This is a genomic window from Rahnella sp. PAMC25617 (assembly GCF_050606005.1).
Classification (GTDB): domain Bacteria; phylum Pseudomonadota; class Gammaproteobacteria; order Enterobacterales; family Enterobacteriaceae; genus Rahnella; species Rahnella variigena.
Genome location: NZ_JBOCUM010000003.1, coordinates 384,928 through 406,060 on the forward strand (window position 1 = coordinate 384,928; position 21,133 = coordinate 406,060).

19 protein-coding genes are annotated in these 21,133 nt (G+C 53.7%); 3 read left to right on the plus strand and 16 right to left on the minus strand.

Annotation, left to right across the window (positions count from 1 at the left end; genetic code table 11):
* Positions 1-253 precede the first annotated feature (253 nt).
* From ndk to trmJ, 6 genes are all read right to left on the minus strand, one after another.
* Positions 254-679 (minus strand): nucleoside-diphosphate kinase, encoded by a 426-nt coding sequence (gene ndk / locus ACM615_RS03960; protein ID WP_013574367.1) that lies wholly within the window; start codon positions 677-679, stop codon positions 254-256.
* 223 nt (positions 680-902) lie between these two features.
* Complete coding sequence (gene sseB / locus ACM615_RS03965; protein ID WP_113875976.1) at positions 903-1,766, minus strand: enhanced serine sensitivity protein SseB; 864 nt, start codon at positions 1,764-1,766, stop codon at positions 903-905.
* A gap of 82 nt (positions 1,767-1,848) precedes the next feature.
* On the minus strand, positions 1,849-3,159 hold the full coding sequence (pepB, locus tag ACM615_RS03970) for an aminopeptidase PepB (protein ID WP_165353151.1): 1,311 nt from the start codon (positions 3,157-3,159) through the stop codon (positions 1,849-1,851).
* Positions 3,160-3,240: 81 nt separating this feature from the next.
* Complete coding sequence (locus ACM615_RS03975) at positions 3,241-4,410, minus strand: IscS subfamily cysteine desulfurase (RefSeq protein WP_431011474.1); 1,170 nt, start codon at positions 4,408-4,410, stop codon at positions 3,241-3,243.
* Positions 4,411-4,735: 325 nt separating this feature from the next.
* Positions 4,736-5,230: a Fe-S cluster assembly transcriptional regulator IscR gene (gene iscR, locus ACM615_RS03980; protein ID WP_101076364.1), complete on the minus strand. Its 495-nt coding sequence runs from the start codon at positions 5,228-5,230 to the stop codon at positions 4,736-4,738.
* A 215-nt stretch (positions 5,231-5,445) separates the two neighbouring features.
* Positions 5,446-6,183, minus strand: a complete 738-nt coding sequence (gene trmJ, locus ACM615_RS03985) for a tRNA (cytosine(32)/uridine(32)-2'-O)-methyltransferase TrmJ (protein ID WP_112288933.1) — start codon at positions 6,181-6,183, stop codon at positions 5,446-5,448.
* Positions 6,184-6,310: 127 nt separating this feature from the next.
* On the opposite strand from trmJ, the gene suhB reads away from it, so the two are divergent.
* A complete protein-coding gene (gene suhB, locus ACM615_RS03990; protein WP_112288934.1) occupies positions 6,311-7,114 on the plus strand; it encodes an inositol-1-monophosphatase in 804 nt (267 codons plus the stop codon).
* Between the two features lie 106 nt (positions 7,115-7,220).
* On the opposite strand, the gene ACM615_RS03995 is transcribed toward suhB, so the two are convergent.
* Entirely contained in the window at positions 7,221-8,240 is a 1,020-nt protein-coding gene (locus tag ACM615_RS03995; RefSeq protein ID WP_431011475.1) for a nickel/cobalt transporter, read from the minus strand.
* Positions 8,231-8,896 carry a DUF1007 family protein gene (locus ACM615_RS04000; RefSeq protein ID WP_374756910.1) on the minus strand — a complete coding sequence of 222 codons (666 nt, stop codon included), beginning with the start codon at positions 8,894-8,896 and terminating at the stop codon, positions 8,231-8,233. The genes ACM615_RS03995 and ACM615_RS04000 overlap by 10 nt, the downstream gene beginning before the upstream one ends.
* A 185-nt stretch (positions 8,897-9,081) precedes the next feature.
* Here ACM615_RS04000 and csiE point away from each other — a divergent pair, with 185 nt between their 5' ends.
* Entirely contained in the window at positions 9,082-10,362 is a 1,281-nt protein-coding gene (gene csiE, locus ACM615_RS04005; RefSeq protein ID WP_431011476.1) for a stationary phase inducible protein CsiE, read from the plus strand.
* Here csiE and ACM615_RS04010 read toward each other — a convergent pair.
* Together ACM615_RS04010 and glyA are read right to left on the minus strand one after the other, a co-directional pair.
* Positions 10,359-11,519 (minus strand): 3-phenylpropionate MFS transporter, encoded by a 1,161-nt coding sequence (locus ACM615_RS04010; RefSeq protein WP_129639133.1) that lies wholly within the window; start codon positions 11,517-11,519, stop codon positions 10,359-10,361. The two genes, csiE and ACM615_RS04010, sit on opposite strands and share 4 nt — an antisense overlap.
* A 163-nt stretch (positions 11,520-11,682) precedes the next feature.
* Entirely contained in the window at positions 11,683-12,936 is a 1,254-nt protein-coding gene (gene glyA, locus ACM615_RS04015) for a serine hydroxymethyltransferase (RefSeq protein ID WP_113875968.1), read from the minus strand.
* Positions 12,937-13,240: 304 nt separating this feature from the next.
* On the opposite strand from glyA, the gene hmpA reads away from it, so the two are divergent.
* Positions 13,241-14,482, plus strand: coding sequence for an NO-inducible flavohemoprotein (gene hmpA / locus ACM615_RS04020; protein ID WP_198659709.1), 1,242 nt, complete (start codon positions 13,241-13,243; stop codon positions 14,480-14,482).
* Positions 14,483-14,549: 67 nt separating this feature from the next.
* Here the strand turns inward: hmpA and ACM615_RS04025 are convergent, their stop codons facing one another.
* From ACM615_RS04025 to qseG, 6 genes are all read right to left on the minus strand, one after another.
* Entirely contained in the window at positions 14,550-15,953 is a 1,404-nt protein-coding gene (locus ACM615_RS04025; RefSeq protein ID WP_112288940.1) for a c-type cytochrome, read from the minus strand.
* A gap of 10 nt (positions 15,954-15,963) precedes the next feature.
* Positions 15,964-17,565: a GMC family oxidoreductase gene (locus tag ACM615_RS04030; RefSeq protein WP_113875966.1), complete on the minus strand. Its 1,602-nt coding sequence runs from the start codon at positions 17,563-17,565 to the stop codon at positions 15,964-15,966.
* A gap of 26 nt (positions 17,566-17,591) precedes the next feature.
* Positions 17,592-18,113 (minus strand): sorbitol dehydrogenase family protein, encoded by a 522-nt coding sequence (locus ACM615_RS04035; protein WP_112288942.1) that lies wholly within the window; start codon positions 18,111-18,113, stop codon positions 17,592-17,594.
* 416 nt (positions 18,114-18,529) lie between these two features.
* The gene (gene glnB / locus ACM615_RS04040) at positions 18,530-18,868 is read right to left on the minus strand and encodes a nitrogen regulatory protein P-II (protein WP_013574351.1); all 339 of its coding nucleotides are present in this window, start codon (positions 18,866-18,868) and stop codon (positions 18,530-18,532) included.
* Positions 18,869-19,022: 154 nt separating this feature from the next.
* Positions 19,023-20,360 carry a two-component system response regulator GlrR gene (glrR, locus tag ACM615_RS04045; RefSeq protein WP_112288943.1) on the minus strand — a complete coding sequence of 446 codons (1,338 nt, stop codon included), beginning with the start codon at positions 20,358-20,360 and terminating at the stop codon, positions 19,023-19,025.
* On the minus strand, positions 20,357-21,133 hold the full coding sequence (qseG, locus tag ACM615_RS04050) for a two-component system QseEF-associated lipoprotein QseG (protein WP_132966773.1): 777 nt from the start codon (positions 21,131-21,133) through the stop codon (positions 20,357-20,359). Before qseG ends, glrR begins: the two co-directional genes overlap by 4 nt.

Sequence of the window (21,133 nt, forward strand, 5' to 3'; positions counted from 1 at the left end):
AATGGCCTCGTTGTTACACGTTATGGCGTATTGGAAGTGCAGAGCCGGATGTATCCTTTACATATATCTTTTACATATAGTGCAATCAGTACAAACAGATGGCCTGCAAATAAATTGCGCCCCGAAGAGGCTGGCTCATTCGGGGCGCAACATTGTACAAATTTTAGGGCACGGTTGCCATGTTTGGTAGGCGCCTGTTACAAAATTCTTACGAATTTGCGGCACATCTTCCAGCAAAGCTCACCCAAAAATCTTAACGCGGGCAGATTTCGCTTTCGGTGAAGAAATAAGCGATTTCGCGTTGTGCAGATTCTACAGCGTCAGAACCGTGAACCGCATTAGCAGTGAAGCTGTCAGCGAAGTCTGCACGCAGGGTGCCTGCCAGAGCGTTGTCCGGGTTAGTTGCGCCCATGATGTCACGGTTACGCTGAACTGCGTTTTCGCCTTCCAGAACCTGAACCATGATCGGGCCAGAAGTCATGAACTCAACCAGACCGTCGAAGAAAGGACGGCCTTTGTGTTCTGCGTAGAAGCCTTCAGCTTGTTCTTTAGTCAGTTTCAGCATTTTAGACGCGATGATAGTGAAACCTGCGCGTTCGAAACGTGCGTAGATAGCACCGATGTCGTTGTTAGCTACGGAGTTTGGCTTGATGATGGAGAAAGTACGTTCGATAGTCATGAAAAAACCTCTGTCTGACTTTTATAGGTAGGGCCGGTTAATTTAATGTTATACCTGCCGTAAAATGGCGGTGATTATAGGGAGCGAAGTTAAGATTGCCTACCCGAATCACAACATTTAATTAAAAAAATGTGTGATTGATTCACTATCGAACCTAAACCGCCTATTTCCCTTAAACAAAACAAGGGCAAAACGGCGTTCTGCCCTGCTTTACCCCCTGATTTTATGCCTGACCGGACGACGGAATAATGTTCCGTAACCAGCTTCCCCACTTGCGCTGGTAGAACGGCTGCGTGTGGCTGATCAGATAATGGCTGATACCGCGCTCCTTTTCGGAAACGATACAGAAATCCACCGGACGATCATCGGGTGACGTTTCGCTCGCCACATTCCCCGCCTCGCGGATCAGCGCATCGATTTCCTGCTCATCACCGTCAGCCTCAACACCAATTAACAGGTTCGGCTGATCGTCCACGGCTTTATCATGGATCAGTGCCATAAAGGCGCGGCGCACCGGCTTTTTCTGCGTGAACAGTGTGGTCAGCGCGTCGATCATAGCGGAAGGATATTCCTCCGGCTGACCAATCAGCAGCTGGCTTTCTTTATCCAGCACCAGCTCCGACGGCGCATTCAGTCCGCCATTGCTCAGCAACAGCGTGACTTCATTTGGGGTGAATTCTTTGCCGTATTCCGACTTGGGATTCAGAAACAATTCTTCCCCTTGTGTCATTTCAAACAACACACGGGCAGGCAGCGCGACAAACGCCTGTTCATCCGGGCTTTCACCGGCACTGGCTTTTTCCAGGACATCAACCGAAGAAAAGAAAGGAATGATCGAACTGCCATCCTGCTTTTCCCAGTGCAAAATATTCAGTTCACTGCCTGCGGTGATCGCCACACTGCCCTGCTTTTCAGCGTCATCCTGCCCTGCATCACCCAGCACAAAAACGGTGGATTCCAGCAAAGTTTGATAAAACGCCGGACGCCATGCCGGTGCGGTGACAGACAGGCGAAGCAGACGCTCCAGCTCGTTTTCACCGTCGGTAGCCGCCGCGCCAGCAGGAAGATGATCGTGTGGGACACTCATGATTCTTAACTCCGGTAGTAGTATAAAACGGGGCGCCGTTAAGCGCCCCGTTGTGCATCATGTATGCATTGCTTTCTGAAACTTACTTCGCTTTAGCTAACAACAGGTTAGCCACGGTACGCACACCCAGACCGGTTGCACCGGCAGACCACTGATCCGCTGCGCTTTTGCGATAAGTCGCAGAACAGTCGATGTGCAGCCAGCCTTTCTTATATTCAGTGACGAAATGAGACAGGAACGCCGCCGCCGTGCTCGCGCCCGCAGTGTGTGCAGGACCGGCAATGTTGTTCAGCTCTGCAAAGTTAGACGGCAGATGTGAACGGTGGAACTCTTCCAGCGGCAGGCGCCAGAACGGTTCGTGTTCAGCTTTCGCGCTTTCCAGCAGTTCACCTGCCAGTGCATCGTCAAAGCTGAACAGCGCGTGATAATCGTTGCCCAGTGCCGTTTTTGCCGCACCCGTCAGCGTTGCCGCATCAATGATCAGTTCAGGATTTTGCGCAGACGCGTCGATCAGGCCATCGGCCAGCACCAGACGGCCTTCGGCATCGGTGTTCATCACTTCTACGGTTTTGCCGTTACGGTAACGGATGATATCGCCGAGTTTCAGCGCGTTGCCGCTGACCATGTTATCCGCGCAGCACAGGTAGAGTTTTACGCGCTTGTTCAGGCCGTTAGCCGCCGCCAGCGCCAGTGCGCCAGTCAGGGTGGCTGCGCCGCCCATATCAGCTTTCATGGAATCCATGGAAGCGCTTGGTTTCAGGCTGTAACCACCGGTATCGAAGGTGATACCTTTGCCGACCAGACAGGCATAAACCGGGGCATCCGCGTCGCCGCTCGGGTTGTAATCCAGTGCCAGCAGGACCGGCGGACGGTCAGAACCACGACCGACGGTGTGGATCCCCATGTAACTTTGCTGACGCAGATCGTCGCCTTTGGTGATGCGGTAGCTGACTTTTTCGTTGCCAAATTCACACATCAGATCAACGGCGCGGGTCGCCAGTTGTTCAGGAGACAAATCTTCTGCCGGGGTATTGATGGTGTTACGTACCCAGTCGATAATTTTCAGACGTTGTTTCAGCGTGTTCGCGTCATCTTCAGACAGTTCAGCCCATTCAACATTGCGTGTGCCTTTCGGACCACGGAAGCCCTGCCAGAATGCCCAGCTGTTTTCGAGATCCCAGCCTTCACCCGCCAGTTTGACGTTTTTAACGCCCTGACCGTCGATGCGGCGGGCAGCGCGGGAAATAGCCGTCAGCGCCTCGCCGTCTTTCAGGTGAATGGTCATACCGGCGGAATCCGTGCTCAGTGTTGCCTTTTCGCCCCAGCGTGCATCAGCTGGCTCAGAGGAAAGGAAGACGGACATCGCTTCATTGGTCGTTACTTCGGAACTCATAACAGGACTCCTGATTGTTTTTATCTTCAATGAATATTCATTATCAATGACAGGCAAATCACCCGTTCAGCGGGTGGCACTTCATTTCGTATAAACAGGGGGCAACTCACGCAGGCGGCGGACTGATTTCACCACCAGCGCAATCGCATAATCAATTTCTTCTTCCGTTGTCCAGCGCCCGAGGGAAAAACGGATTGAGCCATGTGCCAGCTCTTCGCTTAATCCTATGGCTCGCAAAACGTAGGAAGGTTCAAGGCTGGCAGACGTACAGGCAGAACCGGACGACACCGCCAAATCTTTCAGCGCCATAATCAGGGATTCACCTTCAACATCGGCAAAACTGACGTTAAGAATGTTTGGCGCGGCATGTTTAGGCGTACCGTTGAGAAACACCTGATCAAGCTGCTGAATGCCTTTCCACAACCGATCGCGCAATGCGCTCAGACGCGCTACTTCCGTGGTCATTTCCTCTTTGGCGATACGATACGCTTCGCCCATACCGACAATCTGATGCACCGGCAAGGTACCTGAACGCATACCGCGCTCATGACCGCCGCCGTGGATTTGCGCGTCTATCCGCACTTTCGGTTTACGGCTGACATACAGCGCGCCAATCCCTTTCGGACCGTAGATTTTATGCGCGGAAAATGACATCAGATCCACTTTCAGCTCACTGACATCAATCGCAATCTTGCCCACGCTCTGGGTTGCATCCACATGGAAAAGAATGCCACGACTGCGGCACAGCTCACCGATTGTAGCAATATCCTGCACCACGCCGATTTCATTATTTACCTGCATGATGGATACCAAAATGGTGTCCGGGCGCAGTGCTGCTTCAATCATAGCTGGAGGGATAAAACCGTCAGCCTGAGGCGCTAAATAGGTGACGTCGAAGCCTTCGGTTTCCAGCTGACCACAGGTGTCCAGCACCGCTTTGTGCTCCGTCTGGCTGGTAATGATGTGTCTGCCTTTCTCACGCTGCGCGTGGGCGGCACCTTTAATCGCCAGATTGTCCGACTCTGTCGCGCCAGAGGTGAAGACAATTTCACGCGGGTCGGCATTAATCAGCTCGGCAATCTGGTTGCGCGCCACATCCACCGCCTCTTCGGCCTGCCAGCCAAAACGGTGAGAACGGGAGGCCGGATTACCGAAAGTACCGTCGAGTGTTAAACACTGCATCATCATTTTCGCCACACGCGGATCAACCGGCGTGGTAGCAGAATAATCGAGATAAATAGGTAATTTCATGGCAGGTAAGCTCCGGACTGCGCGTTCGGCTTCGAACGAAAGAATTAAAAAAACGACAACCAGTTTAAAACGGGTTCACAGATTCTTAAAAGGGAAATGACACTTTGCGGGCACTAATCGGTAAGAATTGACGCCTGAAAAGCAAAAGCCCGCGGAAATCTGCATTTCCGCGGGCTTTTAGTAACGTAAAAATTCACATGCATCCCCTAAATCATTCGTGTCGCATCAAGGCGGCAACGGAGCAAATCCCCGGAAGCATACAATAGTATGTGACCGGGGTTTGCGACAGCAGCCAACGCCGAGGTGACGCGAAGGATGACGGGGATTAGGCTCGAAGATTGACGTTGATAGTTTCCATTTGTCGGCCATTCGGCTGACGACGGATTTCACCGTTCTGACGGTCGGCCACTTCCAGGATTTCCTGGTTGTTGACCAGTTCTGCCAGTGTAATGTTGTTCAGGAAGCCGCTGATGCGCTCGCTGAGATCACGCCACAACGTGTGAGTCAGGCAACGTTCGCCATTCTGGCAGCCTTCTTTACCCTGGCAACGGGTCGCATCGACAGATTCGTCAACGGCTGTGATCACAGCACCTACCGCGATATCGCCAGAATCTTTGCCTAACAGATAACCACCGCCCGGACCGCGAACACTGGCAACCAGACCATTTTTGCGTAAGCGCGAGAAAAGCTGCTCCAGGTAAGAAAGGGAAATACCCTGACGCTCAGAAATGTCAGCCAGTGGTACTGGTCCTTCCTGTGAATGCAGTGCAACGTCGAGCATAGCGGTCACGGCATAACGGCCTTTGGATGTCAGTCTCATAGCATGGTTACCTGTTTAAAATGACTTAAAAATTCAATAGTGCGGAACATGCAAACGAGTCTGCCATTCCCGAGTAAAACAGTCAACTATTTAACCTACTGTTTTACTCAAGTATTACAAACCCGGCCATTCCGCACTAATTTTGTCATTCACGAACAACGCATAACCTTTTGATTAAAAAACTGAATACTGTTTTTATAATCAAATCCCTTCGCTTATTCTTTGTTGCTATTTGTCTTTTCAATCGACGTCAGGATACCGCGCAGGATGTTTAATTCCTGAGATTCAGGTCGCGCACGGGTAAACAGACGGCGTAATTTGCTCATCACCTGCCCCGGATGTGCCTGACGAATAAAGCCGGTTTCCAGCAAGGTTTTTTCCAGATGCTGATAGAAACGTTCGAGATCGTCGACCAGCGGATACGGCGTTTCTTCGTATTCGATTTGCGGTTTTGCCGCTTCCAGCAACGCCAGATGCGCAACGCGCACTTCATAGGCAATAATCTGCACGGCCATCGCCAGATTCAGCGAGCTGTATTCAGGGTTCGCCGGAATACACACGTGGTAGTTACATTTTTGCAGTTCTTCGTTAGTCAGCCCGACGCGTTCGCGGCCAAACACCAGCGCAACCGGCGCGGTTTGTGCCGCTTTCGCACTGTGCTCACCACATTCACGCGGTTCAAGCATCGGCCACGGCAGTGTGCGGGAACGCGCACTGGTGCCGATCACCAGACTACAACCGGCCAGCGCTTCGTCGAGGGTATCAACAATTGTCGCATTACCGATGACATCACTGGCACCGGCCGACAAAGAGATAGCCTGAGAGTCAGGTTTTACCAGCGGATTCACCAGATAAAGACTTGATAAACCCATGGTTTTCATGGCACGGGCGGTAGAGCCCATATTGCCAGTGTGAGACGTTTCTACTAATACAATGCGGATATTGGGCAGCATAGGAACTCTTAGCCAGACGGAAAATCACAACAGCCTAACACAACGGTAGTTAATTTTCAGAACCCCTGCTATACTGCGCGCCGTTTCCCGTATTCCCGTTCTTTAACATCCTAGTTGGAAGATATCCATGCATCCGATGCTCACCATCGCCGTGCGCGCTGCGCGCAAGGCCGGTAACCTGATTGCCAAACATTACGAAACGCCAGACTCTGTAGAATCTACACAAAAAGGTACCAACGATTTTGTTACCAACGTAGACCGCGATGCAGAACACATGATTATCGATGTCATTCGCAAATCCTATCCAAAACACACCATCATCAGTGAAGAGTGTGGCGAACTGGAAGGCGAAGACAAAGACGTACAATGGATTATCGACCCGCTGGATGGCACCACCAACTTCGTTAAACGCTTCCCACACTTCGCTGTTTCTATCGCCGTGCGCATCAAAGGCCGCACTGAAGTCGCGGTAGTTTACGATCCAATGCGTAACGAACTGTTCACCGCAACCCGTGGTCAGGGCGCACAGCTGAACGGTTATCGTCTGCGCGGTACTAACGCGAAAGATCTCGACGGCACCATTCTGGCGACCGGCTTCCCGTTCAAAGCAAAACAACACGCGACCAGCTACATGAATGTGGTTGGCAAACTGTTCACCGAATGTGCAGATTTCCGTCGCACCGGTTCTGCTGCGCTGGATCTGGCTTACGTGGCGGCTGGCCGCGTTGACGGTTTCTTCGAAATCGCCCTCAAGCCTTGGGATTTCGCCGGTGGCGAACTGCTGGTTCGTGAATCAGGCGGCGTTGTGACTGACTTCGTTGGCGGCCATAACCACTTCTCGTCTGGCAACATCGTTGCAGGCAACCCACGCGTCGTTAAAGGTATCCTGATGACCATGCGTGATGAACTGAGCGAAGCGCTGAAGCGTTAATTTCGCCGGTTATTGATAGAAAGAAATACAAAGAAAAACGGACGTCCTTTCGGGCGTCCGTTTTTTTATGTCTGCTGTTTATCCCATGAAGGTTGCGCCCCGGAACTTATCCCCGGAAAGGCCCGCCGGTGATTGGCGAAACATCTCCGCCGCCGGTGCTGTAGAGCACTATCCCCGCCACCAGCATTACCATCCCACCGGTCAGCGCCAGCAACGACCAGGTGATCCGCTGCCAGGCCGCAGGCGTACGGGTTGCGCTCAGTTTCACCGCCAGCGCACGGCTGTAAAACACCAGTACGCCAATCAGCGAGACGGTCAGCGAGGTGCCGATGGCCATCGTAATGGCTGAAATCACGCCCCAGCTGTACACGCCGATCACTTTGGAAAACAGCAACACCATGATCGCACCGGAGCACGGGCGTAATCCCATCGCCAGCACAATCGCTATCTGTGTGCGTAAATCGCCGCCCGCCTGAAGTTGCTGATCGCTCGGTACATGCTGATGTCCGCAGCCGCAATGTTCATCGTGGACATGTGTTTCACTGCCCATCGGCGACAGGCTGTGGATTTTCATTGCCGGCGCGGGACGCAGACTTTTTATCGTCTGCCACACCCGTTTCAGCGCCCGCCAGCACAGCAATAACCCGAGCAACATCACCAGAATGAAGCTGCCCCGCTCCATCCAGAAACTGCTCTGATGCAGCTGACGCGAGGAAAGTTGCAGCACACCGAGCACCACGCTGACCAGCAATATCGCCACCAGTCCCTGCACTATCGCCGAGGCAAACGTCAGTTTCAGGCTGCTTTTCAGTCGCGAAGGATGGGTTGCCAGATAGGTGGTGATGACAATTTTACCGTGCCCCGGCCCGATGGCGTGGATCACGCCATAAATCAGGCTGAAACCGGCCAGCGTCATGCCCGACTGCACCGGATTTTCTTTCACCTGCCGCAACAGCCCGGCCAGTTCCTGATGCAATTCCCGCTGCCAGATAATGCTGCTCAGCAAAATCCTCGGCCAGTAATGGATGAGAAGAAAAATGCCGCCCGCCAGCAACAACAGAAATATCGCCAGCGGCCACAGATCGCGCCATGACAGTGTTTTCGTTGGGGTGGAGATTAATGACATTCCAGCGTGACCTTCTGAGCAAATTGCTGACCAAGATCCATATCTTCAGGCGGGGCATCAGCCTTATCGAGAGACAGCGCGTAGTTTTGCAGCGAGGCATCAGGCTTGGGCGTAAACAGCGCCAGCGTGCAACGTTTTTCCAGTTCCGGCGGCAGATGCAGTGCGGTTTTATCTTTATACGTCATATCAACAAAATACGAAGGATCGAAGGTAGAGAATTCCATCGGTTTACCGGCCAGTGTCTGAGGCTTCGCCAGCGGCAACACGAATTCCAGCACCGCCTGATCGCCTCTACGCGACAGCTGATATTCGCTTGGCAAGTCGAGATATTTAACCGGTTTACCTTCGCGATAAAAGTCAGTGAAGTAATGCTGACTGAGCACCCGCGCCATGACTTCCGCCGCCAGTTTTTTCCAGATATCTGAACCGGGTTTGGCGTTCTGCGCGTCGTACAGCAAATCTGCGGATGTAATTTCGTCCATCGTCCAGACCATTTTCAGCCCGGTCAGCGAGGTGTCATTCGCCACCAGCGTCGTCTGCATATCGATGAAACTGTGCGGGTGCGCCATGACCGTGGCGGGCAGGCAGAACAGCGCAACTCCCAGCCATTTGCCGTAACGGGAGAAAGGCCGGTTCCGGGCCTGGTGTAACGTCATTTCCATATCAGCGCCATATATTGTTACTAAGTAACACTATTTTGCTGTGCATTTAAGCGGTCGTCAAAAATATCTGTGATCTGAGTTGTAAGCCGGAGTAAAACCCAATCCCCGCCCCCTAATGCGGGCTTTCGCTTTGCTATGCTTGACTAATAATTTCAGGCGATACCTTTCCGGCAGGTGATATGAATCCAGACAAACAGCCCTCCCCAGCGCTTTCCGCTACGCAACGCCGCTGCCACGTGTTGCTGATGCTGTACGCGCCGCTGACGGCAGTTCAGCTGGAGATCATCAGCGAAATTAACGGCGTCGGATTAGCCACCACCTGGGACGATCTGGCAGAAGTGACCTGTGAAATTCAGCGCATCCATCAGCTTGATGTACTGCAATACAGCGAAAAAGAATGCCGCATTCAGGGTGATACGCTCGCCCAGCGGCTGTGTTTATTTCAGGGATTACGCCGCACATTACGCATTTCACCGGACTTCGTTTCCCGCCATTTTATCCCCTGGCTGCACATCGCCTTCGAAGGCCAGACCTGCCCGAAGGCGGCACTGCGCACCGATCTTCTGGGCATGATGCTGGAAGACTGCGGCACGTTATTACCCAAACCGCTGAGCGGTCATGACCGTCAGCTGATGCTGATTTGTCTTCAATACTGTCTGTGGCAGAACAATGATCAGACCGGTTTACGCTTTACCGAACAACAGCGGCGCTGGCTGCGCGAAAAGCCCGAATATGCTGCCGCCCGTGAACTGTTTATCCAGTTACAGGAACTCAGTAACGGCCTGCTGGATGACTGCGAATGTGAGTTTTTCACCCTGATGTTACGGATGCTGAAAAACCACAGTTATCAGAGTTCCGGTTCGACGGAAGATCAGCGCCTGCTGTTAGAAATTGAAAATATGGTGGCGCGTTTTCAGGACATCGCCGGGATGAAATTCAGCAGCTACGAAGGGCTGGTCGGCCAGCTTTTCGCCCATCTGGGTCCGGCGATTGAACGCTGTCATTTTGGCATTGGCATCGACAATCTGATGCAGGAAGAAGTGAACCGTATGTATCCGCGACTGGTGCGCACCACTCGTGAGGCGTTGGCGGGGTTTGAGCACGAATATCTGATTACGCTTTCAGAGGATGAAATCGGATTAGTAGCGATCACCTTCGGCGCATGGCTGATGCAGGGTAACGCCTTGCAGGAGAAACAAATTCTGCTGCTGACGCATGATAATCCTGAACTGGAAGAAGCAGTCGAACAGCAAATCCGCGAGGCGACGCTGCTGCCGCTGAACATTAAATATCAGACGCTGGCGGATTTCTATAAATTCGGTGCCCCGAGCGGCGTGGCGATGATTGTCACACCTTACGCCACCCGCAGCACCGACGCCGACCCGCTGGTGATCCACACGCAACTGCCACTGGCCAAAGAGCAGCGAAAACGTATCCGCTCGCTGCTCGAAGCCCCCTAGCTGGCTGACACCTCAGGCGCTGACGGCGTGACCTGCGGACGCAGGAAAATCGCCGGCACCACCAGCAGCGCCATCACCCAGAACAATCCCGCGTGCAGATGTTCGAACAGGAAGCCGGACACCATGGTCATCACCGCCACACCGCCGCCCATTGCCAGCGCGGAATACACCGATTGCAGGCGGATAACCTGATCTCGCGGACGCGCCGCGATAAACCGCATCCCCGCCAGATGGCAAACCGTGAAGGTACCGCAGTGCAAAATCTGAATCACGATCAGCCACGGCAATGCGGTAAATGCGCCCATCATGCCCCAGCGCACCACGCCACACACGGCGGATAGCAGCAACATATTGCGCGCCGACCAGCGGCTGAACAGCTGTTTACTGAAAGTGAAGACCAGCACTTCTGCGACCACGCCGAGCGACCATAAATACCCGATGGTGGTCGAAGAATACCCGATATCCTGCCAGTAAATCGCGCTGAAACCGTAGTATGCGGCGTGTGCGCCCTGTAATAACGTTACGCATAACAGGAACCGCCAGACCGGTTTTTCGCCGAGTAATGCTTTCCACGAAATGGCCGGCGCACCGCTGGTCCGCGGTTCTCCCACCGGTTTAACGCTTGGGCGCAGTAACATTCCCAGCAACATGGCAGCCACGCCTGCGGTCAGCGTATAGAGGATCGCGTTGTGCCCGTAGACCTCCACCAGTTTACCGGTGACCGCCGAGCCAATCACAAAGGCAATCGAGCCCCAGACGCGCACTTTGCCGTAATCCATATTGATCTGGCGTTGCAGCGTACCGGCCAGCGCATCGGTCAGCGGAACCAGCGGACCAAAGAACAGGCTGAAACCGGCAATGTTGATCATCAGCCACGCCCAGCCGTTGCCAAACCAGAACCCGACGGCAAACGCCAGCGTGAGCAACGCGAGGATGCGTAAACCGGTGATGAGATGCGAAGGGTCTTTGATGGAGGGAGAAATGATTAACGTGCCAAGAAAACGGGCGACTAAACCGGCGCCGAGCAACAGGCCGATGCTTTCGGAGGAAATACCCTCGCCTTTAAGCCATAAGCCCCAGAAGGGAAGAAAAATACCGTAACTGAAAAAATAGGTGAAATAACTGAGTGCAAGCCAGCGCGTGGAACGCAATTCCATAAATCCTCCGGTGTGAGGCCAATACTTTGACAAAGCTCACAATCGCTAGCAATCCGCAGACGCTTTCATACTCCAGTAATGTCTGCCAGCTCACAAATTCTGATAGATGCCCATAAAAAAACCCGCCGGAGCGGGTTTTAGCAGCTTTACGGCTTCGCAAATATTACGCGTAAACCGGGAAGCGTGCACAGATGTCGAGAACTTTCTGTTTAACGCGTTCGATAGTGCCTTCGTCGTTCACGTTGTCCAGCACGTCGCAGATCCAGCCAGCCAGTTCACGCGCTTCAGCTTCTTTAAAGCCGCGACGGGTGATAGCCGGAGTACCGATACGTACACCGGAAGTCACGAACGGGCTCTTCGGATCGTTAGGCACGCTGTTTTTGTTCACAGTAATGTTAGCGCGGCCCAGTGCGGCATCGGCTTCTTTACCGGTCAGGTTTTTATCAACCAGATCCATCAGGAACAGGTGGTTGTGCGTACCGCCGGAAACCACTTTGTAGCCACGTTCCAGAACCACAGCGACCATTGCCTGAGCATTTTTAGCCACTTGCTGCTGGTAGGTTTTGAACTCAGGTTCCATCGCTTCTTTCAGTGCTACCGCTTTACCGGCAATCACGTGCATCAGCGGGCCGCCCTGGCCACCAGGGAAGACAGCGGAGTTCAGTTTTTTGTAGAACTCTTCATCACCGCCTTTCGCCAGAATCAGACCACCGCGTGGGCCAGCCAGCGTTTTGTGCGTGGTGGTGGTCACGATGTGCGCGTGCGGAACCGGGTTCGGGTAAACGCCCGCAGCAATCAGACCGGCAACGTGTGCCATGTCGACGAAGAAGTAAGCACCAACGCTGTCGGCGATTTCACGCATTTTTGCCCAGTCAACGATACCGGAGAACGCGGAGAAACCGCCGATGATCATTTTTGGTTTGTGCGCTTCGGCCTGACGTTTTACGTCGTCATAATCGATGTCGCCGCTTTCGTCGATACCGTAAGGCACCACGTTGTACAGTTTACCGGACAGGTTAACCGGTGAACCGTGCGTCAGGTGACCGCCATGGCCGAGGTTCATCCCCAGAATGGTGTCGCCTGGTTGCAGCAGTGCGGTGTAAACCGCGAAGTTCGCCTGTGAGCCGGAGTGTGGCTGAACGTTAGCGAAATCTGCACCGAACAATTCTTTTGCACGGTCGATAGCCAGTTGTTCAACGATGTCGACGTACTCACAACCACCGTAGTAACGTTTGCCCGGGTAGCCTTCGGCATATTTGTTGGTCAGCTGCGAACCCTGAGCCTGCATAACGCGCGGGCTGGTATAGTTTTCTGACGCAATCAGCTCGATATGTTCTTCCTGACGAACAACTTCTTTTTCCATTGCTGCCCACAGCTCAGCATCATAATCGGCAATGTTCATTTCACGCTTTAACATCCGCATCTCCTGACTCAACAAACTAAAAATAAAAGCCCCTTCCGGGTTCTGCGCAACAGTGTAAATGTTTAAGCGCCCTTCGGATAGGGTCAGTTTGAGGTTTTTAGGCAAACGATTGGCTCCAGATACAGCAAGGCTTTGATCTGCGAACCTCTGCCCGTAATCAAGGGATAAATATTCATCTGAACATGTACAAATTTCAGCTTTGTGACTCAGCCCCCATCGCACTGCTCCATCACACCCTTCACCTTAAAAAGCCCTTACCCCTTTAGGGGGGTTTACAGAAATTGTGGGTTTATATAAGATGCATTTAAAATACATGTTTAATGAAATCGACAAAGACACGGAGTTCACTATGCTTGATTCAGCCACTATCGCTACCGTTAAATCCACTATTCCTTTGCTTGCAGCGACCGGTCCGAAACTGACCGCGCACTTCTATGACCGCATGTTCGAGCACAATCCCGAGCTCAAAGACATTTTCAATATGAGCAACCAGCGCAACGGCGATCAGCGTCAGGCGCTGTTTGATGCCATCTGTGCTTACGCCGCCAATATCGAAAATCTGGCGGCATTATTACCTGCGGTGGAGCGCATCGCGCAAAAGCACACCAGCTTTACCATTCAGCCGGATCAATACAACATTGTCGGCGAACACCTGCTGGCAACGCTGGATGAAATGTTAAGCCCGGGTCAGGAAGTGCTGGATGCGTGGGGCAAAGCCTACGGCGTGCTGGCGAATGTGTTTATCAACCGTGAAGCAGAGATTTATCAGGACAGCGCAGAAAAAACCGGTGGCTGGCGCGGTACGCGTGAATTCCGCATCGCCGAAAAACAACCGCAAAGTGAACTGATCACCTCTTTCCTGCTGGAACCTGTCGATGGATTGCCGGTGGTGGATTTCCAGCCGGGACAATATCTGGCGGTGTATATCCGCGATGCCTCGCTGGAAAATCAGGAAATCCGTCAGTATTCCCTGACGCAGGCACCGAACGGTAAAACCTACCGCATTGCCGTTAAACGCGAAGGCCAGGGCGCGGTATCAAACTTCCTGCATCACTTTGCGCAGCCGGGCGACATCATTCATCTGGCCGCCCCGCACGGCGATTTCTTTATGGATATCAGCGATACCACGCCGGTCGCGCTGATTTCTGCCGGTGTCGGTCAGACGCCGATGTTAGGTATGCTCAATACGCTGGCAGAACGCGGACATCATGCGCCTGTTCAGTGGCTGCACGCGGCTGAAAACGGCGCGGTTCATGCGTTTGCCGGTGAAGTGAAAAGCGCGCAGAAAAACCTGCCGCAGCTGGAGAGCCATGTCTGGTATAACCAGCCACAGGCAAATGATTTGCCGGGAGAGGACTTTCAGTATCAGGGGCTGATGGATCTGAGCAAAGTCAGCGAACAGCTGAATGATCCGGCGATGCATTTCTACCTGTGCGGTCCCGTCGGCTTTATGCAGTTCGCGGCCAAACAGTTGCTGGCGATGAACATCAGCGAAGCGAATATTCACTACGAATGCTTCGGTCCGCATAAAGTAATTTAATTCCTGCCCTGAAAAGAAAAAGGCTGACACAGAATGTCAGCCTTTTTTATCGCTGCGCCAGTTTGGATTAATGACGACGGCGACGGCGAACAAAGAACAGCGCAATCAGCAGGATAACCAGCAGCCCTGCAATGCCCATTCCCCAGTGCGCCAGCTCCAGCAACGGCGAAGGTTTACCGCCAGCGCGCAGTTCTTTCACCCGCTGCGGCGTCACACTCGCCTGATCGTTACCAAACTGCTGCAACAACTGATTACTCAGCGTGGCAACCTGTGTGTCTGACAATAAATGCTCAAACGCAGGCATCGCCACATCTTTGCTTTCCGCGCCGCGCTGTACGCCGTGCAAAATCGCCATCACCAGATTGTCGCTGTTCAGATGCCCCAGCGCAGTGTTGTTGATGAGCGATGGCAAGCCGCCATCCTTGCTGCCACGCCCGTCGGGCTGATGGCAACTGGCGCAATAGCCGTCATACACCTGCCAGCCGGTCATTTTGTCAGCATCAGCAGGACGCGGAACGCCACGCAAAGTATCGACATAATTCGCCGGTGAGCCGAACTGGTCCGCTGCCCTCGCCTGCCCTTGCTGACTGACCGGCGTGGTTTGTTTCAGCCACACGGCAATCGCCTGCAAATCACTGTCGCTCAGATGGCTGAGGCTGTGGTCGATCGCTTCCGCCATCGGCCCTGCCGCCTGCGCCTTGCCCGGCGCATGACCGGTTTTCAGGTAACCGGCGATTTCATCGGTGCTCCAGTTACCTGTTCCGCTGACTGCGTCCGACGTAATGTTTGGTGCAAACCAGGTGCCCAGACTGCTGCCGCCCAGCGCTTTATCGCCCTGCTCCGCCATCAGCGCATTACGCGGCGTATGGCAGGTGCTGCAGTGCGCCAGCGCTTCGCCAAGATACGCGCCACGGTTAACCTGATCGCTTTTCGACGGATCGGCTTTAAACGCGCCTTTCTCGAGGAACAGCAGATTCCAGCCAGCCATCGACAAACGCACGTTGAACGGGAACGGCAGCGCCGTCGGCGTTGACGGGGCATCCACCGGTTGCACGCCCTGCATAAAATAAGCGTACAACGCTTTCATGTCGTCATCGCTGATTTTGGCATACGAGGTGTACGGCATTGCCGGATACAGATTCGCACCGTCGCCGCGCACGCCGTCACGCACCGCGTGTTCAAACTGCTCCAGTGTGTAATTACCGATACCGTCTTTTTTAGATGGCGTGATGTTGCTCGAATAAATGGTGCCCAGCGGCGTTGCCAGCCCGAGGCCACCGGCGAACGGTTTGCCGCCTTCGGTGGAATGGCAGGCCACACAGTCACCGGCTATCGCGACGTATTCGCCTTTCTTGATCAGCGCATCCTGTTCCGGCGAAAGCGCGGCGTAAGCCGTGCCTGCCATCAGGCTCAGGCCAAAGGCCAGCAATGCGCCCGTCAGACGTTTTTGAGATAAACGATTCAGAGTCATTTCAGTCAGCCTATAGCGCAGTTTTGGCAAGATGATCAGCGGTACGTAACGCCAGTGCGACGGCGGTCAGCGTGGAGTTGACCGTGGCCGACGTCGGCATCACGCCGGTACTGGTGATGAACAGATTTTCGTGGTCATGGGTGCGTCCGAACGCATCCACCACGGAGTCTTTCGGGTCATGACCCATGCTCATCGTGCCGGTAATGTGCTGGTTGTTGCCGTAAACGCCCGGCTTACTGAAACGCAAATTGGTGCCGCCCATCAGTCTGGCGATCTCGGTATATTCCTTCACGGCTCGCGCCATACCGCGATGCACGTAATCGTCCATGTGATAAATCGCTGCCGGTTTAGGGATACCCAGTTTGTCTTTTTTGTCGCTGAGAATGATGCGGTTATCGTAGTTTGGCAGCTGTTCCATCACGTTTTTCAGGCTGGTCTGGTGCGACGCACGGCGACGGATTTCGTTATCCAGGCTGATGCCGTAAACGCCTTCCGCCAGCAAATCCTGCGTCACTGACTGCACTTGTGAAGAGTTGGCGATATCAATACGGAACGAGGCGTAATCTTTGCGGAAATCGCCGTCGCGCAGGCTGTTGATGGACGCCGGACTCATTGGGCCGCGCCCCGCCCACAGCGGTTCTTCAGTTTCAAACGTCAGCGAGTTGCTTGGGTGATCCATCAGGTGACGCCCGACGGTGCCGGAACTGTTTGCCAGTCCGTCCGGGTATTTATCGCTGGCGGAAATCAGCAGCAGTTTCGGACTTTCGATGCCGTTGGCAGCCAGAACGAAGTTTTTCGCCGTGACTTTATGCTCACCTTTATCGGGATCGTAATAATGTGCGGCGACAATACGCCCCTTTTCGTCATGCTCAAGGCGATACACCACCGCGCTGGTAATCAATTTTGCACCCGCCGCTTCCGCAGCCTGCGCAGCGATACCGCCGTGATATTGCGCATCAATCGGGCAGATGGGCATGCAGTTGTTGTTGCCACAACAGGCCGGACGCCCGTCGTAGTTACGGCTGTTACGTGCGGTGGTGTTCACGATCACGTCATAACCGCCCGGCGCCAGACGCTCGCGAAAACGCTGTTGCAGCCAGGATTCAGCGACCGGTTCCATCGGGAACGGCTGGGTACGCGGTGAACCGTTATTGGGTGCGCCGGACACGCCCATTTTCACTTCGGCTTCGTAATAAAACGGTTCCAGCTCGTCGTACGATAACGGCCAGTCACGCCCGACGCCGTAAAGCGTTTTGATCTTCATATCGTTGGGCAAAACGCGCCACGCCTGCGCCGCCCAGTGCCAGGTGGTGCCGCCCATAATGCGGATATATTCCGCCGGGAACGGATACGGCCCCTGCTGTTGCAGATAATCATTATCTTCCGGTTTATACACCGGATGCGGCGACCAGTCCGAGTACGGATACGGCGACATAAAGTCTTTTTTGCGCGGCGAATTACGGAAATTTTCGGTCAGCGTACCGCGATCAATACGCGGGCCGGATTCGAGAATAATGACGGAGATACCCTGTTTTGCCAGACGCTGTGCGACCAGCGAGCCGCAGATCCCCGAGCCGATGACGACGACGTCAGCGGAAAGTTGTTCACTCATTGCTTAACCCTTTTTGAACGTTATTTTCAGACAGGCTGTTTTGCCCAGGTACCGTAAGCGCCGTAGGCATAGCTCGGTGGATTGAGGTGATCGCGTACCGCGACATTCATCAGCGCGTTTTCATACGCCAGACAAACCGCCTGTTTGCCATCGCCGACCACGCCGAGATACCACGCCTGAAGGATGCTGCGCGGCAATTTCGCCAGCGCGGGCTGCTGTGTATCCAGCGCTTTTTGCAGGTCAGCGGCATCAATGTGACTGGCCGTGATAAACGCCTGCAACGCCTGAACCTGCGCGGTGAAGTCCGGGTACAGCTGCAACATAGTCTGGTAATAACGTTCAGAAAGGGCCGGATCCAGCTGGTCATGACCGGTCAGATACAGCGAGAGTTGGGTGAAGTCCTGTTTTGCCTGCGACAAGCCCGCTACCGGCGCGGCATAAACCGGGCTGAGCAAAAGCTTGTTCATCAGCGGAACGGAAAGCGCCGCCAGTGCGCCCCCTAAAAATACGCGACGGGAAATGCGTATGGGTTTTTCTGGTTGTGACATTGCAAAGCCTTTTGAATGGGTGTGAAAACCACGATCAACGGAGATCAATCCACACCAGTTCCGGCAGCCAGATACTTTCACCCTGAATTGTTTTAGTCGGTGATTACAACGTATCTGACAGGTTTATCGAACTGGTATAACAACAAACGTGATTTTACTCGCACTTTTTCAATGAAGTCACAATAAAAACCCCACAAACTTCACATAAAACTAACAAATAGCATTTTTTGTGATTGCAGGCGGAGAGGAACTTTGGGTGCTGATGAGCAGAAATAACGGCTAAAAACCGGATAAACAATGAGTTGAGAAGTGACTAGGTTAAAAAATGATTGGTATAACAAGATAGGAGGGAAAGGGAGAATAACAGAGGAAATACTCAGGGCCGGTAACATGACATTACCCGCCCTGATGAAACATTAAATCGCTTCTTCGTCCTGCTCGCCGGTACGGATACGCACTACGCGCGCCACATCGAACACGAAGATTTTACCGTCGCCGATTTTACCGGTCTGCGCAGTGGTCATAATGGTTTCCACGCAGGTATCCACGATGTCATCCGCCACTACGATTTCGATTTTTACTTTTGGCAGGAAATCGACCATGTATTCCGCACCACGGTACAGTTCTGTGTGACCTTTCTGACGGCCAAAGCCTTTCACTTCGGTCACGGTCATCCCGGTAATCCCAACTTCAGCCAGTGCTTCACGGACATCGTCGAGTTTGAATGGCTTGATAATCGCATCAATCTTTTTCATGGCGGACCCTTATAATCATTCGTTTGCTCTCCGCCTTCCTGAGCGGCAGCATGGTTCACAATCTGGTTTCGGATGCCAGAGGCATGCGAAGGCGCTAAAGGTATCATAGTTCAGCCGCAGGAATGTACCTCCAGCCTCTGAAAGTAAATTCCCGTTACTCTTTAAAATCGGTCGCTTCCAGCTCATGGCGTGACAGCAACTTATAAAACTCAGTGCGGTTGCGCCCGGCGATACGTGCCGCCTGCGTGACGTTGCCTTTGGTAATTTGCAGCAATTTACGCAGATAATTCAATTCGAACTGATTACGCGCATCGGCAAATGTCGGCAGCGCGGTGTTTTCACCTTCCAGCGCCTGCTGAACCAGCGCTTCGCTGATCACCGGTGCAGACGTCAGCGCCACGCATTGCTCGATCACGTTCACTAACTGGCGCACATTGCCCGGCCAGCTGGCGGCCATCAGACGTTTAAGGGCATCGGTTGAAAAGCTACGAACGAAAGGTTTATGCCGCTGCGCCGCCACGCGCAGCAGATGATTAGCCAGCAGCGGAATATCTTCAGAGCGTTCGCTCAGGGTCGGCAGTTTCAGGCCGACAACGTTAAGACGATAGAACAGGTCTTCGCGAAACTCGCCCTTCTCCATCGCTTTCGGCAAATCACGGTGTGTCGCAGAAATAATGCGCACATCAACATCCACATCATGATTGCTGCCCAGCGGACGCACCTTGCGCTCCTGCAACACACGCAGCAATTTCACCTGCAACGACAGCGGCATATCGCCGATTTCATCGAGGAACAACGTGCCGCCGGTCGCCGCCTGGAACAACCCTTCGCGGCTGCTTACCGCGCCGGTAAACGCACCTTTGGCATGACCAAATAATTCGGATTCCAGCAACTGTTCAGGCAACGCACCGCAGTTAATGGCAATAAAGGCTTTCTTGCCACGCGGGCTCGCCCCGTGAATGGCCTGCGCCAGCACTTCTTTACCGGTGCCGCTCTGCCCGTTAATCAGCACGCTGACGTCAGACTGCGCGACCATATTGGCCTGTTCAAGCAACCGCAGCATGATCGGGCTGCGGGTAACAATCGATTCGCGCCAGCTTTCATCGGCCGACGGGCTGGACTGTGCCAGCGCTTCATCGATGGCTTTATACAGCGCATCGCGATCGACCGGCTTGGTGAGGAAACTAAACACACCCTGCTGGGTCGCGGCCACCGCATCGGGAATGGAACCGTGCGCAGTCAGAATAATCACCGGCATTCCGGGCTGGAATTTCTGGATTTCAGCGAACAGCGCCATGCCATCCATTTCATCCATACGCAAATCACTCAGCACCAGATCGATACGTTCACGGTGCAGCACACGCAGCGCTTCCGCCCCGCTTTCGGCGGTGGTGACACGAAAACCTTCACTGGTCAGGCGCATTCCCAAAAGCTTCAGTAAGCTCGGATCGTCATCGACCAGCAATAAACTGGCTGCTTTACGTAACGTCATTTTGCGTTCGAATCCTTAGCCGGTGGCGTGTAAGTCTCGGCCGGTTTTACCGGATTATCCGAAGCCGCTTTAGCAGGCGCAGTCGCCTCATTATCCGGCAAATCGCCCTGGATCTGTTTGCGCGAAGAGAGCTGTCGCTCAATGTCCGTCAGGTTTTCCAGCTTACGGCGGGTATCGGCGAGATTATGTTCCAGAACCTGCTGCTGTTCAGTCATCGCCTGAAGTTTTTCTTCATTCACTGCCTGCTGGCGGACATTACGGGCTTTTTCATCGCCCAGCACGACCTGTAAATTCTGACGTTCTCGCCATAACTGCACCAGCGGACGAATTTGTCCCGGCATCTGGCCACGATACGCGCTGACTTTTGCCAGTAACGCACGGCGCTGCTGCTGATCGGGATCCGCACCGGAGAGCAGAATACTTTGTTTAAATACCTGATCCCAGGTCGTCGCTTGTATCTGCTGCGCCTGATAGCGCGCCTGCGCATCACTCATACGATCGGCGCAGTCCATCGCCCGTAACCAGTACAGTGAGTTCGTTACGGCGTCATTGTCATCGAGTGTCCAGAGGGTTTCACAAGGAGCGATACGAAAGTCGATCACTTTGCTGTCAGGGACGACCTGATCAGACACCTGCTGGAAATAACGGTTGTCGGCAGAATGCGGGACACAGCCCGCCAGCGCCAGTGGCGCACTGAGTAAAAACGCCCGGCTGCGCAGTACGGCGCGCACCAGACGGGTGGTGATATGGGTGATAAAAGACAATGCGCTCAT